General features: G+C 57.8%; 11 protein-coding genes. 9 read left to right on the plus strand and 2 right to left on the minus strand.

Annotated elements, in window-relative coordinates; translation table 11 throughout:
• Positions 1 to 26 precede the first annotated feature (26 nt).
• Both H582_RS32970 and H582_RS28260 read left to right on the plus strand, forming a co-directional pair.
• Positions 27 to 182, plus strand: coding sequence for a helix-turn-helix domain-containing protein (locus H582_RS32970; protein ID WP_240479040.1), 156 nt, complete (start codon positions 27 to 29; stop codon positions 180 to 182).
• A 202-nt stretch (positions 183 to 384) separates the two neighbouring features.
• Complete coding sequence (locus H582_RS28260) at positions 385 to 702, plus strand: DDE-type integrase/transposase/recombinase (protein ID WP_127464338.1); 318 nt, start codon at positions 385 to 387, stop codon at positions 700 to 702.
• A 240-nt stretch (positions 703 to 942) separates the two neighbouring features.
• Here the strand turns inward: H582_RS28260 and H582_RS0117500 are convergent, their stop codons facing one another.
• Positions 943 to 1938, minus strand: a complete 996-nt coding sequence (locus tag H582_RS0117500) for an aldo/keto reductase (RefSeq protein WP_101808948.1) — start codon at positions 1936 to 1938, stop codon at positions 943 to 945.
• Positions 1939 to 2058: 120 nt separating this feature from the next.
• Positions 2059 to 2889, minus strand: a complete 831-nt coding sequence (locus H582_RS0117505; RefSeq protein WP_052333389.1) for an AraC family transcriptional regulator — start codon at positions 2887 to 2889, stop codon at positions 2059 to 2061.
• A gap of 133 nt (positions 2890 to 3022) precedes the next feature.
• Here H582_RS0117505 and H582_RS0117510 point away from each other — a divergent pair, with 133 nt between their 5' ends.
• The 7 genes from H582_RS0117510 to H582_RS28270 all read left to right on the plus strand — a co-directional run bounded on the left by H582_RS0117510 (position 3023) and on the right by H582_RS28270 (position 13762).
• Positions 3023 to 4834: a cache domain-containing sensor histidine kinase gene (locus H582_RS0117510; protein ID WP_028599553.1), complete on the plus strand. Its 1812-nt coding sequence runs from the start codon at positions 3023 to 3025 to the stop codon at positions 4832 to 4834.
• Complete coding sequence (locus tag H582_RS0117515; protein ID WP_028599554.1) at positions 4828 to 6426, plus strand: response regulator; 1599 nt, start codon at positions 4828 to 4830, stop codon at positions 6424 to 6426. The genes H582_RS0117510 and H582_RS0117515 overlap by 7 nt, the downstream gene beginning before the upstream one ends.
• 175 nt (positions 6427 to 6601) lie before the next feature.
• Positions 6602 to 7918, plus strand: coding sequence for an ABC transporter substrate-binding protein (locus H582_RS0117520; RefSeq protein ID WP_028599555.1), 1317 nt, complete (start codon positions 6602 to 6604; stop codon positions 7916 to 7918).
• 77 nt (positions 7919 to 7995) lie between these two features.
• The gene (locus H582_RS0117525) at positions 7996 to 8910 is read left to right on the plus strand and encodes a carbohydrate ABC transporter permease (RefSeq protein WP_028599556.1); all 915 of its coding nucleotides are present in this window, start codon (positions 7996 to 7998) and stop codon (positions 8908 to 8910) included.
• A 10-nt stretch (positions 8911 to 8920) separates the two neighbouring features.
• On the plus strand, positions 8921 to 9751 hold the full coding sequence (locus H582_RS0117530; RefSeq protein WP_028599557.1) for a carbohydrate ABC transporter permease: 831 nt from the start codon (positions 8921 to 8923) through the stop codon (positions 9749 to 9751).
• 84 nt (positions 9752 to 9835) lie between these two features.
• Complete coding sequence (locus tag H582_RS28265; RefSeq protein ID WP_043111559.1) at positions 9836 to 11140, plus strand: ABC transporter substrate-binding protein; 1305 nt, start codon at positions 9836 to 9838, stop codon at positions 11138 to 11140.
• Positions 11141 to 11377: 237 nt separating this feature from the next.
• Positions 11378 to 13762: a glycoside hydrolase family 95 protein gene (locus tag H582_RS28270; protein ID WP_043111528.1), complete on the plus strand. Its 2385-nt coding sequence runs from the start codon at positions 11378 to 11380 to the stop codon at positions 13760 to 13762.

Here is a 13762-nt window from a genome sequence, read left to right on the forward strand (position 1 = left end):
TCAAGCCCTATCCGTTCGAGTTGAAAATGGAGGCGATTCGGCTCAATCGAGAAGGATGGAGCCACAAGCAAATCGCGGAGCATTTGGACGTTCACGACAAGGACTGCGTAAAAATTGGGGTGAGGAAATATCGGGAGCAAGGGTCTAACGGTCTTATGGATTGTCGAGGAAATCCTTCTTAAAGAGGAAACCGGGTCGGAACGCGAGCTCAAACGCTTGCAGCTGGAGGTAGACGTGCTAAAAAAGTGGTTGCACATCTTGAATCGGGAGGGAAGCAAGAGAAGTACCAGGCTGTAGACGAATTAAGAGGTCAGCAAACGACGCAAGTACGTTCATCAATCGAGCTATCAAGCCGCCGTATCGGACGAAAGGGTTGCGGAGAATTTGCTAAAGCAGGACTTCTCTGCTAGCGGTCCCAATCAGAAATGGGTGACCGATGTGACTCAATATCGCGTCTTCGATCAGAAGATCTATCTCTCCGCGATCAAGGATCTGTGGAACAATGAAATTATCGCGTATCAAATCAGCCGAAAGAATGACAATCCCTTGGTGCTGGAGACGTTCCGACAAGCCTTTGAAACGCAAAAGGACGTGACGGGATTGATCGTCCATAGCGATCAAGGATCCCAGTACACGTCCCATGCGTACCACGACATGCTGTTTCCTAGGGCTTTTTCAACTGTCTACGATTTGGGGTCTTGACCATGTTTCGTTGATGGAAGAAAAATACACAAACCTGAAAATCCTTGTCCATAAGGGACTTTGAGAGGTAAGCTTCCTTGGTTCGCCTCCTTCGCGGCTCACCAATTTCAGGTTCTAGTGTCAGCAATGACGTGGAGGTTCAAGTCCTCTTGACCGCACCATAGGAAACAAACAAGCTCCTCAACTCGTCGATCCGACGGTTCAGGAGCTTGTTTTGCTGCATCGCTCGCGGGCGGGCGATCAGCCCTTCAGAATGGCTTCGATCGCGGCGATTTCCGACTCGGTCAGCTCTGGGAAGCGGAGCGAGTCGACCGCATCCTCGATCTGCGACACTTTGCTGGCGCCGATCAGAGCCGACGTGACTCGGCCGCCGCGCAGCACCCAGTTCAGGGCGAGCTGCGACATTTTTTGGCCGCGGCCCGCGGCGATCTCGTTCAGGCGGCGGACCTTGGCGATCCGTTCCTCGGTGATGTCGTTCTCGGACAGGAAGACGCTTGGACCGGCAGCGCGGGAATCCGCCGCGACGCCATTGAGATAGCGGTCGGTCAGGATGCCGCCGTGCAGCGGGGAGAAGACGATCGATCCGATGCCTTCTTCATCCAGCGCGTCCTGAAGCCCGTCTTCGATCCAGCGGTTGAACATGGAGTAGCTCGGCTGATGGATGAGGCATGGCGTGCCGAGCTCGCGCAGGATGCGGGAAGCTTTGCGCGTATCTTCCGGGCTGTAGCTGGAGATGCCGACATAGAGCGCCTTGCCTTGGCGGACGATCGCGTCGAGAGCGCTCATCGTCTCTTCCAGCGGCGTATTCGGGTCCGGACGATGGTGATAATAAATATCGACATAATCGAGGCCCATGCGCTTCAGGCTCTGGTCCAGGCTGGCGACGAGATATTTGCGGGAGCCCCACTCGCCGTAAGGGCCTGGATACATATAATAACCGGCTTTCGTGGAGACGACGATCTCGTCCCGGTATGGAAGCAGGTCTTTTTTCAGGATCTCGCCGAACATCTCCTCGGCCGAGCCTGGAGGCGGACCGTAGTTGTTGGCGAGATCGAAGTGCGTGATGCCGAGATCGAAGGCGCGGGTCAGCATGCTCCGGCCGCTCTCGACCGAGTTGATGCCGCCAAAGTTGTGCCAAAGACCGAGCGAGATGGCCGGAAGCAGCAAGCCGCTGCGGCCGCTCCGGTTATACTTCATCGTGTCGTAGCGCGATTCGGAAGCCTTGTACAAAATCATCATTCCTCCCATGTGGCCCGACAGCCTGAAAGGGCTTGCCTGGCCGAGTTGACTTCTCCATTGTAGCCGAAGGAGCGGCGTGGAAAACATGTCAGCAAGGAAGGAAAACATGTCATGATGTCAGCATCTGCGCTCGCGATAGCTTCGAGGCGAGCAGCCTCGAACCCGCTTGAACATGCGGGAAAACAGCAGCGGATCGCGATAGCCGACCGAAAACGCGATCTCGCTGATCGTGCAGTCGGTCCGTTCGAGCAGATCTGCCGCGCGCGACATCCGGTAATCCAGCAAGTATTGACGCGGAGGCATGCCGGTCTCCCGCTTGAAGAGGGACGACAGATATTTGCGGTCGAGCTGGAATTCCCGCGCCATGCGTTCGACCGAGATGTCCTCGTCGTAATGGGCGTGCAGATAGCGGAGGCAGTCGGCGACATGAGGGTTGGGACGCGCGCGGCCGTCGCGGCCGGCCTCGCGGCGCGGCACGATCGCGATCAGCGCGGCCAGAAATTCGTACAGCCGTCCGAGCAGCAGCAGATCGGCGGCGTCCGAGGCCAGGGCGTCGCGGCTCATCGTCTGATCCAGCGTCGGCATCAGCTTGTCGTCCAGCGGAAAGATCGGGCTGGCTGCCGACAATGCCGTCCGGGCGAGCAGCTGTTCCGCCCGGCTGCCTTTGAAGGCGATCCAGGAATAGAGCCACGGCGTCTCCTCGCTGGCCGAATAGGTGACCCGCATATGCGGATAAGTGAGGAACGCCTGGCCGGCGCCGATGCGATGGGTCTCGCCCGCGGCGGTCAACGTGCCGGATCCGCTCTGAATGAAATGGATTTTATAAAAGTCGCGCATGCCGGGACCGTAGGTATGGCCGGGACAGCATTGCTCCCTGCCCCAGAACAGCAAGCTCAGCTCCGGATCCGCAACCCCGTCCGGCTGTCTCTGCAAGGTGAAGCTAGCCATGGAAGCAACCTCTTTTCAGGTGAAGTGCCGTGCTGCTACCAGTATAGCAGACCGTCCTGACGTGACAAGGCGATGCTTCTATGATTATCATGGGGACATTGGTTCTATCCCGTTCAGACCGGAGGACGATGCGATGCGTCGCAAATACCGCTTCATCAGCCTGAAAAACAAGATCATGGTTTTTTTCTTGCTGTCGATCCTCATCCCGTTGTCCGTGATGGTCGTCAACGCCTATTTTTCTTCGCGCCAGATGCTGGAGAGCAAGTACAGCATCCTGCTTGCGGACGTGGCCAGGCAGTCCAATATCCGGATCGAGGAATATTTGCGGGATATCCGGCAAATTTCTCTTATTTCAAGCTATGGCATCAACAGCTATATTTCGGCTGTATCGCAGGATAATTATCCGGTTCAAAATTATTTGCGCAACCAATCCATCGCCAATGAAATGCAGGCGACGCAATTATTGATGAACTACATCACGATGAAAGACAGAAAAATTTCCATCTATGTCTATAACATGAATCCTGGAAACGATCTCTATATCAGCCCGAACAAGCCGATCGACTACGCGTACGAGCCGCGCCAGGAAGCGTGGTTCAACGATTTTTTGGAATCGGATGACATTACGCGGGATTTGCCGACACAAAAGGACCGGCAGGTCAAAGGAGAAGGCAACTGGGCCATTTACAATTTGCGGAAAATATTGGACATGGAGAACGGCAAGCTGCTCGGCGTGATGGTGATCAGCGTCGACATCGAGTTCATCCATGAGCTCAACAAGCGCATGAATGTCGGCAGCCAGTCTGTCATGACGATCGTCGATGAGCAGGACCGGATCATGTTCAGGGACGACTACGGCGCGATCGGCCAGCCGTTCGAGTCGATCTTCCCGATGGGCGGCCATGTCGACGGCGGGCTCGACCGCCAGATCGTCCGCGTCAAGGGCAGCGAGCACATGCTCATCCAGGCGGGCTTCGAGTCCCACCGATGGAAGACCTATCTCTCGATGCCTATGGACGATCTGACGATCGAGGATGGGATTTTGAAGCGCAACTTGTGGATGATCATCACCGTGCTGCTGCTGTTCGCGCTGGTGAGCACGCTCTATATCTCCAGCCTCATCACGCGGCCGATCAAGCAGCTGATGAGGAACATGGCGCTCGTAGAGCACGGCAAGTTCGACAGCCTGCACCCCGTCCAGTCGAATGACGAGATCGGGCTGATGGCGATCCGGTTCGAACAGATGTCGGCCGAGCTGAAGCAGCTTGTCGAGCGCATCTACGAGGAGCAGGAGCAAAAGGTGGAGGCGGAAATCCGGGCTTTGCAGGCGCAAATCAATCCGCATTTCTTGTACAACACGCTGAATTCGGTCAAGTGGATCGCCTCGATGCAGCGCTCGGACAAAATCGTGGAAATGACGGAGGCGCTCATCTCCATGCTGCGGTATACCGCAAGAGCGGACAAGGGACTCGTGCCCGTCCGCGAAGAGCTGGAGCATATCCGTCATTATCTCGTCATCCAAAAGGTCCGCTATTTCAACCGGATCGAGGTTCATGTGGAGGTCGAGGACGACTCGCTGCTGGATCAGGAAATTCCCAAGCTCAGCATCCAGCCGCTCGTGGAGAACGCCATCTTCCATGGAATCGCCAATCAGAAGGACGGCGTGCTGACGCTGGAAGTAAGGGGCATCGGAAAAGAGCAGCTGCGGATTACGGTGCGCGACAACGGAGCGGGGATGAGCGGCGAAGCGGCCAGCCGCCTTCGAGAACGGCTGGCCGGCAGCGATGCGGAGGGCGGAATCGGAATCTGCAACGTGCATCAGCGCATCCGGAGGGTTTTCGGCGAGCCGTACGGCGTGTCCTTCCGCAGCGCCGAGGGAGAAGGGGCCGAGTTTACCTTGATCTTCCCGTATCGACCTAATGAAGGAGGAAAGCGGCCATGCTGAACGTACTCATCGTGGATGACGAGCTTTTGATGCGCATCGGCCTCAAATCGCTGATCAATTGGGAGGAGGAGGGCTTCCGCATCATGGGCGAGGCGGCGAACGGCAAGGAAGCGCTGGAGCTGGCCGAGGCGGCGGCTCCCGACCTGATCGTGACCGACATCAAAATGCCGGTCATGGACGGCCTCGAGCTGATCCGCGAAGTGCAGCGGGACCGTCCGGACTGCCAGTATGTCATTTTAAGCTGCCTGGATGAATTCCACTATGCGCAGGAGGCGATCCGGCTCGGAGCCGCCGATTATTTGATCAAGAGCGACATGAAGTCCTCGCAGCTGCTGCGGGTGCTCGATGTCGTGAAAAAAAGAGCGGCGAAAACGACGCGCAAAGAGATGGACGGCATGCCGCCCGGATCGGTCAAGGAAAGCATCGAATACTTGAAGGAGACGCTCTTCAAGGAAGTGATCAGCGGCTACAAAGGAGAGCGCGACATTGCGGCGAGCCGGGAATCGCTGCGCATCCGCGTCCAGGACGGACCGATGCTGCTGGCGAAGTTCAGGATCGACCGCTTCGAATATTTGCGCCGCAAATATGTCGAGCAGGACGAGAAGCTGCTGCGGTACGCCGTCCTGAACATCCTGGAGGAGATCATACCGCGGCAGCGGCAGAAGGAAATCATCGTCATGAATTCGGCTGAATACGTCCTGCTGATGGAATGGCTCGATGACGGGCCGCCGCAGGAATTCGAGAAGCTCGTCGACAAGATTCAGGAGGCGATGAACGACTTTCTCAATTTGACGATGTCGATCGGGGCGAGCAAGGCCGACGGCTACAAAGGCATTCGGAAAGCGTTTCAGGAAGCGGATGAAGCGCTGGACGACCTGTTTTTCAGCTCCGGAAACGGACTGGTCTATTATGACCGGCCACGGAAAAAGGAGCGCTGCATCCAGCGCTTCGTGTGGAAAGGCGCGGCCTTGCGATCGTTCCGCCAGGACGCGGAGCTTGGCAGCGAGACGGCGCTGGCGTTTTTGGAGGAGCTGAAGGAGCAGCTGCGGGAAGGCGGCTACACGAAGCAAGCGGCCCGCTCGGCTTATATCCGGGTGCTCGGCTTGATCTCCTCTTGCTTCCCGGTGCTTCCCGATTCCGACGAGGACGGATTGAACGTATACGAAAAGCTGCTGCGCGAAGAACGGCTGGAGGGCCTCCACCGCACGGTCGTGGACTATTTGAACTCATGCCGCTCCCTTTTGACCGACAAAGAGCTTCCTCGCAGTTATGCGGAGCAGGCATGCGAAATGATGCGGCAGCTGTATACGGAGGATATTTCGCTTCAATTCGTGGCGGAGAAGATCAATGTGAACGCCTCTTATTTGAGCCGCATCTTCAAACGCGAGACGGGAGTGAACTTCGTCGGCTATTTGACTCGGCTGCGCATGGAAAAGGCAAAAGCAATGCTGCGGGAAAACCGGCTGAAGGTGTACGAGGTGGCGGAAAGGGTCGGCTATCCCAATACCGCTTATTTCAGCAAGCTGTTCAAGAAGCATTGCGGCATGACGCCGGAGGAATTCCGCGGATCTGCCGGCGAAAGCAAAAAATAAAGAGGAAAAGTAAAAAAAGTGCTCCTTCCGGCGGAGCGCTTTTTTTGTCGTCTTTTGTCTGGTCAAAAAAGGTGAATAGAGCGTAAAAAACCGCCATTCCGGCTTGAAGCGCCATTGTTTACGATAAGAGAGCAAAGGCAAGGGAAACTTGAGCACGATTAGAGGGGGAACTCGAGTGACGCACAAACGCTGGACGACTTTAGTATCCATCGGCCTGACCGCGACGATGTTGGCTGCATGCGGAAATGGCGGCAATGGCGGCAATGGCGCTGCAGGCAATGCCGGTTCGGAGCCTTCCAAGGCGGAGAACGGTTCGACAGGCAGCGGAAGCGGCGGAAACGTAACGCTGAGATACGCGTTATGGGATTCCAATCAGGAGAAAGGCGCGCGCAAGATTGCCGACGCATTCGAGGCGAAAAACCCGAACATCAAGATCAAGATCGAAGTGGCCGGCTGGTCCGATTACTGGACGATGCTGGAAGCCGGAGCGACCGGCGGATCGCTGCCGGATGTGTTCTGGATGCACTCCAACGAGATCTATCGCTATGCCTCCAACGGCATGCTGCTCGATCTGAACGATCAGATCGCCAAAAGCACGGAGGTCAAGCTGGAGAACTACCCCGAGGGGCTCAATCAGATCTACAACTTTGACGGCAAGCAATATGCCGTTCCGAGGGACTTCGATACGATCGGACTTTGGTACAATAAAACGCTGTTCGACAAGGCGAACCTGAGCTATCCCGACGAGAACTGGACGTGGGACGATCTGAAAAGCGCCGCGAAGACGCTGACGAAAGACGGCGTGTACGGCCTGCTCGCTCCGATGCACAACCAGGAAGGCTACTACAACTTCGTGTATCAAAACGGCGGCACGATCATCACCGACGACAAGAAATCCGGTTATGACGATCCGAAAACGATCGAGGCGCTGGATTATTACATCAGCTTCACTCGCGAAGGGCTGTCTCCGATGACCGTCGTCGACGCGGAGCGTCCGGAACTGATCAAAAACGGAAAAGTCGCGATGGGCATTTTCGGCTCCTGGAACTTGAGCAGCTTTGCGGAGAACGAGTATATGGCGAAAAACTTCGACGTCGCCGTACTGCCGAAAAAAGAAAAGCAAGCCTCCATCTACAACGGCCTGGGCCATGCGATCGACGCGAAAACGAAGCATCCGGAAGAGGCCTGGAAATTCGTGGAGTTCCTCAGCTCGAAGGAAGGCCAGGAGATGCAGGCGGAGCTTGGCCTGGCGATCCCGGCCTATAAAGGAACGGCACAGAAGTGGGTCGAATCCTCGTCGACGTTCCATTCTCAAGTGTTTGTCGACATGGTTCAATACGGCGTCGTCCGTCCTTACTCCAATACGACGCTTGTCTGGGAAGACAAGGCGTACGAAGCGCTCAAGCCGGCTTTCCTCGGTCAAGCGACGGTGGAGGAGGCAGCTAAAAACGCCGCCAAGATCATGAATGAAAGCCTGTCCCAGGAGAAGTAAGCGCCACGGGTCGGCGGAACGGTAAATGAGGAATGCGGCAACCGAGCGGTTGCCGCATTTTGATAGGAGGAAATCGGATGCAGAGCCAAGCCGTAAAGAGAACATCCGGAAAGAAAGCATGGAAGGAATGGGCCTGGGGCTGGTTTTTCATCGCCCCGACCATTGTCGGACTTGTCGTTCTGAACTTGATTCCGATGGCCCAGTCGGCCTACTTGAGCTTTTTCAAGAGCGGAGACTTCGGGAGAAACAATATTTATGTCGGTCTGGACAACTACCGCAAGCTGGTCCAGGATGCGCAGGTCTGGCATGCTGTCGCCAACACGCTGCTTTATGCCGCGATCGTCGTGCCGGTCAGCATCGCCCTCGCGATGCTCATCGCCGTGCTGCTGAACCAGAAAATCGCGGGCCGATCCGCCTATCGGACCATATATTTCATCCCGATGATCGCGGCGCCTGCCGCCGTAACGATGGTATGGAGATGGATGTACAATCAGCAATTCGGATTATTCAACTATGTGCTGTCCAAATTTGGCTTGCCGCCCGTCGACTGGATTTCCAATCCCCGTCTTGCACTCGTCTCGATTGCCGTCATCGGGATCTGGAGCGTCGTCGGCTACAATATGGTGCTTTTGCTTGCTGGCCTGCAGGAAATACCGAAGGACTACTATGAGGCTTCCGATATCGACGGGGCGGGCAGAATCAGGCAATTTTTCGTCATTACGCTGCCGCTCGTGACGCCGACGCTGTTTTTTGTCGTCGTAACGTCGGTCATTCAGGCCATGCAAGTATTCGATGTCATCTTCATGATGATCGACGTGACGAATCCGGCGTACGACCATACCGTCTCGCTCGTCTATCTGTTCTACAACAGCTCCTTCAAGTACATGGACAGAGGGTATGGATCGGCGATCGTCATGCTGCTGCTGGCGCTGATCATGATCATCACCTTCTTCCAGATGAAAGCGCAGAAGCGGTGGGTCCATTATCAATAGGAGGTGCGGCATGACGCAAAAAAATCGAGTATCCACGCTGTTCGTCCATGCGGTCTTGCTGCTGGGAGCGGCCATCATGGTTCTGCCCTTCCTTTGGATGGTGCTGACCTCGCTCAAGACCGTGACGGAATCGACCTCGATGAATCCGTTCTATTTCTTCCCCAGCCGGGTGATGTGGGAAAACTATTCGGAGGTGTGGCGGCAGACCGACTTCCTCCGCCTGTACTGGAATACGTTTGCGATGATGGCGCTGCGCGTTTTATGCGGCGTGACGTTCAGCGCGATGGCGGCCTATGCTTTCGCCAGGCTAAAATTCCCGGGACGAAGCTTCTTTTTCAGCCTGGTGCTGTTCCAAATGATGGTTCCGACCCAAATTTTCATCATTCCGCAATATTTAATGGTGGATCAGCTCGGATTGCGCAATACTATACTTGCCCTGCTGTTCCCGGGCTTGGTCAGCGCTTTCGGCACCTTTTTGCTGCGGCAGTTTTTCATGGGACTGCCAAAGGAGCTGGAGGAAGCGGCGAAGCTCGACGGCTGCAATATCGGACAGACGTTCCTTTATGTCATGCTTCCGCTTGTCCGCTCCGGATTGGCCGCTCTTTCCATCTTCACCGCGCTGTTCTCGTTCAAGGACTTGATGTGGCCGCTCATCGTGAACACCGATTCCAGCGCGGCGACGCTCTCTTCCGCGCTGGCCAAAATCCAGAGCGCGTTCGCGGTCCACTATCCGGAGCTGATGGCCGCGTCTGTGCTGGCGATTTGGCCGATGCTCGCGCTGTTCATGCTGTTCCAAAAGCAGTTCATCGAAGGCATCGCGACGTCCGGCGGCAAGCTCTGAGTCATTGACGAGCGAAAGCCGTCATGTCATGATGAGGAAAATCAAGCTCGGGAAGGATAAAAGGGAGGGAAGGGAATGCCCGGCATGAAGCGAGGCCAGCGCGCAGCATGGGCGCTGCTGGCTGTCTTCTGCGCTCTGATCGTCAGCTGCGCAGGCTGCGGCTTGGCTGGCCGGTTCGGCATTCCCCGCTCCTCCGAGGACGGGAAGCCGGCGCCGGAACCGGTCGTCCTGCATTATTCCAGCTTTTTGCTGGATGCGGCTCAAGCCGGCAAGGTTTATTACGAGGCGATCGCGGATTTCGAGAAACGCTACCCGAACATCAAGATCGAAGCCAACTTCATTCAAAGCAACAACTATACCGCCGGGATCAAGATCAGGCTGCTCGGAGGCGAGCCGCTGGATGTGTTCGACACCTGGTCCCCGAGCTTGTTCGAGGAGTTCCGCAAGCTGCGTCCGGACGTATATCTCGATTTGAGCGGCTCTCCGTTCCTCGACGATTTTTATCCTTCTTCCCTGAAGCCCGTCGAGGTGGACGGCAAGGTGTATGGCGTACCGGAAGTCATGCATAGCGACGGCTTGATCTATAATCAAACGATGTTCGACCGTCTGGGGCTTCAAGTGCCGCGAACATGGGATGAGCTGCTGGAGCTTTGCGAAACGCTGAAGCGAGAAGGGATCATCCCGATCGCGGCAGACGGCGAATGGTCCAACGCCCAGTTTTTCTGGGGCTCCATCATGTCCAACAATGGCGCGGATGCCGAGTGGACGAAAAAGCTGGAGAGCGGCCAGATCAAGATCGACCATCCTTACTTTGTCGATGCGATCAGCAAGCACAAGCTGTTGATCGATCGCGGCTACGTTCCGAAAAACTGGACGTCGCTCAAGCATGAGCAGGCGAAAGATTTGATCGGCAACGGAAGCGCGGCCATGTTGATTACGGGGACATGGGACCTATTGACGATCAAGGAGAGAGATCCTTCTCAGGATATCCGGTTCATGGTCATTCCGGGCAGCACCCGTACCGTTCCCAACATCAATGTAGGCAGCTACCGGGTCATCAACTCGCAAACGAAGCATCCCGAGGAAGCGAAGCTGTTCGTGGCGTTCATGAACGGACGCGCCAGCCAGGAAAAGCTTGCCCGCGGAGCAAACGCCATCCCCTCGACAATCTCGTCGTCCCAGGGCTGGAACGAATCCACGTCTTCGATCGCGGCTGCCGTGACTCAAAAGGAAGCGACGCTGTACTGGCCGCATACGATTTCGACGGAATCGCTTCAGGTCAAAATTCTGGAGGGAGTCAACCATTATTTGGCCGGCGCTCCGTTGAAGACGGCGCTGGATGATATTCAAAAAGCGATCGACGAAGCGCGCAAAAGCTCGCTGCCGTAGCGCTTTTCCGAAGCTTCGCCTTGGATGACTGGAACAAGCCTCCCGACCCGGGCAGGCTTTTTTTCTTTTCATCTCCCGGTCGATGCCTTATGCTGGGAGCAATCCTGCTGACCGCAAGCGTTCTCATGCTCGTTCCCTGCGTTGCCGCCGGGATGGACGAGCAGCCTGCCATCGGCTTGAACACGCGGCGAGGATGCACCAATCGAAATCGACATGACATGGGAGGGTTTATCCACGATGAACATTCAATTCCATTCCCCCGCCGTCCATTGGGTCGAGGCGCTGCCCGTCGGCAATGGAAGGCTGGGCGCCATGATATTCGGCGGCATCGAGAAGGAACGGATCGCGCTCAACGAGGACACGCTCTGGTCCGGCTATCCGACGGACTGGAACAACCCGCGAGCGAAGGAAGCCTTGCCGGAAATCCGCGCCTTGATCGCTCAGGAAAGGCATGCGGAGGCGGATCGGCTCGCCCAGCAATGCTTGATGGGACCGTATACGCAGTCGTACTTGCCGTTCGGCGATCTGCTGCTCAGCATGGAGCATGGGCAGATCAGCTATGGCAGCTACGAGCGGAAGCTCGACCTCGCCCGCGGCATGGCGACGGTGCGGTATTCGATCGGAGGGGTGACGTACGAGCGCGAGGTGTTCGCCTCGCATCCCGACCAGGCGATTGTCGTCCGCCTGTCTGCCGATCGGGCAGGCGCGCTCAGCTTCCGGGCGCGCCTGGACAGCCCGCTGCGCCATGCGACGGCGGCGGACGAGGGAGATTTCACTTTGTTCGGCTTCGCGCCGGAGCATGTCTCGCCGAGCTATCACGATACCGAGCAGCCCGTCCGCTACGGCGCTGATGGCAAGAGCAAGGGGCTGTCGTTCCACGGCCGCCTGGCGGTCGAGCTGGAGGGCGGCACGCTGCGGGCGGACGGTGACGGGCTCCATGTCCAGGATGCGACATCGGCTACGCTGCTGTTCAGCGCGGCGACTTCATTCCATCCGCGCCTGGGAGCGAGGGACGAGGCGATCCGGCCGGAGCGGATTACGCTGGAGACGCTGCGGCAGGCGCGCGTCCGCCGCTACGAGGAGCTGCGGCAGCGTCATGCGGAGGACCACTCGCGGCTGTTCGACCGCGTCTCGCTCCATCTGGGCGGCAGCAAGGCGCCGGACTCGCTGCCGACGGATCGGCGGATCGCTGACTACGGGGCGGACGATCCGGGACTGGTCGAGCTGCTGTTCCATTATGGACGCTATCTGCTGATCGCCAGCTCGCGTCCGGGCAGCCAGCCGGCCAATCTGCAAGGCATCTGGAACGAGGAGACGCGGGCGCCGTGGAGCTGCAACTTCACGCTCAACATCAACGCGGAGATGAACTACTGGGCTGCCGAAAGCTGCAACCTGGCCGAGCTTCACGAGCCGCTGCTCGACTATATCGGCCGGCTGGCGGCCAATGGCGCCAAGACGGCCGAGGTCAATTACGGAGCGCGAGGCTGGGTGGCGCATCACAACTCGGATCTATGGGCGCAGACGGCTCCCGTCGGCGACTATGGCCGAGGGGACCCGGTCTGGACGATGTGGCCGATGGGAGGCGTGTGGCTGACCCAGCATCTGTGGGAGCATTACGCCTTCAGCTCGGATGCGGAATTCCTGAGGAAGCGCGCCTACCCGATCATGAAGGAGGCGGCGCTGTTCGCGCTCGACTGGCTCGTCGAAAACGAGCACGGCCAGCTCATCACCTCGCCGTCCACCTCGCCGGAGCATAAATTCGTGCTCGCGGGGCAAAAGCATGCCGTCACCGAATCGGCGACGATGGATCTGATGCTGATCGCGGAGCTGTTCGAAAATTGCCAGCTCGCGGCGGCGGAGCTGGGGCTGGACGAGGAGTTCGCGCACACCCTCGAGCAGGCCCGGAAAAAGCTGCATCCGATCCGGATCGGCGACCGAGGCCGCTTGCAGGAATGGAGCCGCGACTATAAGGACGAGGACCCGCATCATCGGCATGTATCCCATCTCGTTGGAGTTTATCCGGGCAGGATCGTGACGAAGGGCAGCGTTCCGGAGCAGTTCGAGGCCGCAAGGACGTCGCTCGACATCCGGGGCGACGGCGGCACAGGATGGAGCCTGGGCTGGAAAATCGGGCTGTGGGCAAGGTTCAAGGACGGCGACCGGGCGTTTCGGCTCATCTCGAACCTGCTGCGGCTGGTGCGTCCGAACGAGCCGACCGAATACGAGGGCGGCGGCGTGTATGCGAATCTGTTCGACGCGCATCCGCCGTTCCAGATCGACGGCAATTTCGCGGCTACGGCCGGCATCGCGGAGCTGCTGCTGCAGTCTCATGAAGGACGGATCGAGCTGCTGCCGGCATTGCCGCAGGCGTGGCCGCAAGGCTCGGTCCGCGGCTTGCGGGCGAGAGGCGGCTTCGAGGTCGGCATGGCCTGGCGTGCCGGCCGCTTGACGGAGGCGGAGCTGCGCTCCGACGCCGGCAGCGCTTGCGCGATCGTCAGCTGCCAGCCGTTCGAAGTGCGGGACGAGGACGGCGGCAAGGTCGAAGCGAAGACGGATGCTGCCGGAGCGGTTGTCTTTTCGACGCGGGCGGGAGCGGTTTATCGGCTTGTCTTTAAGGAATGA

The organism is Paenibacillus pasadenensis DSM 19293 (assembly GCF_000422485.1).
Lineage (GTDB): Bacteria > Bacillota > Bacilli > Paenibacillales > Paenibacillaceae > Paenibacillus_O > Paenibacillus_O pasadenensis.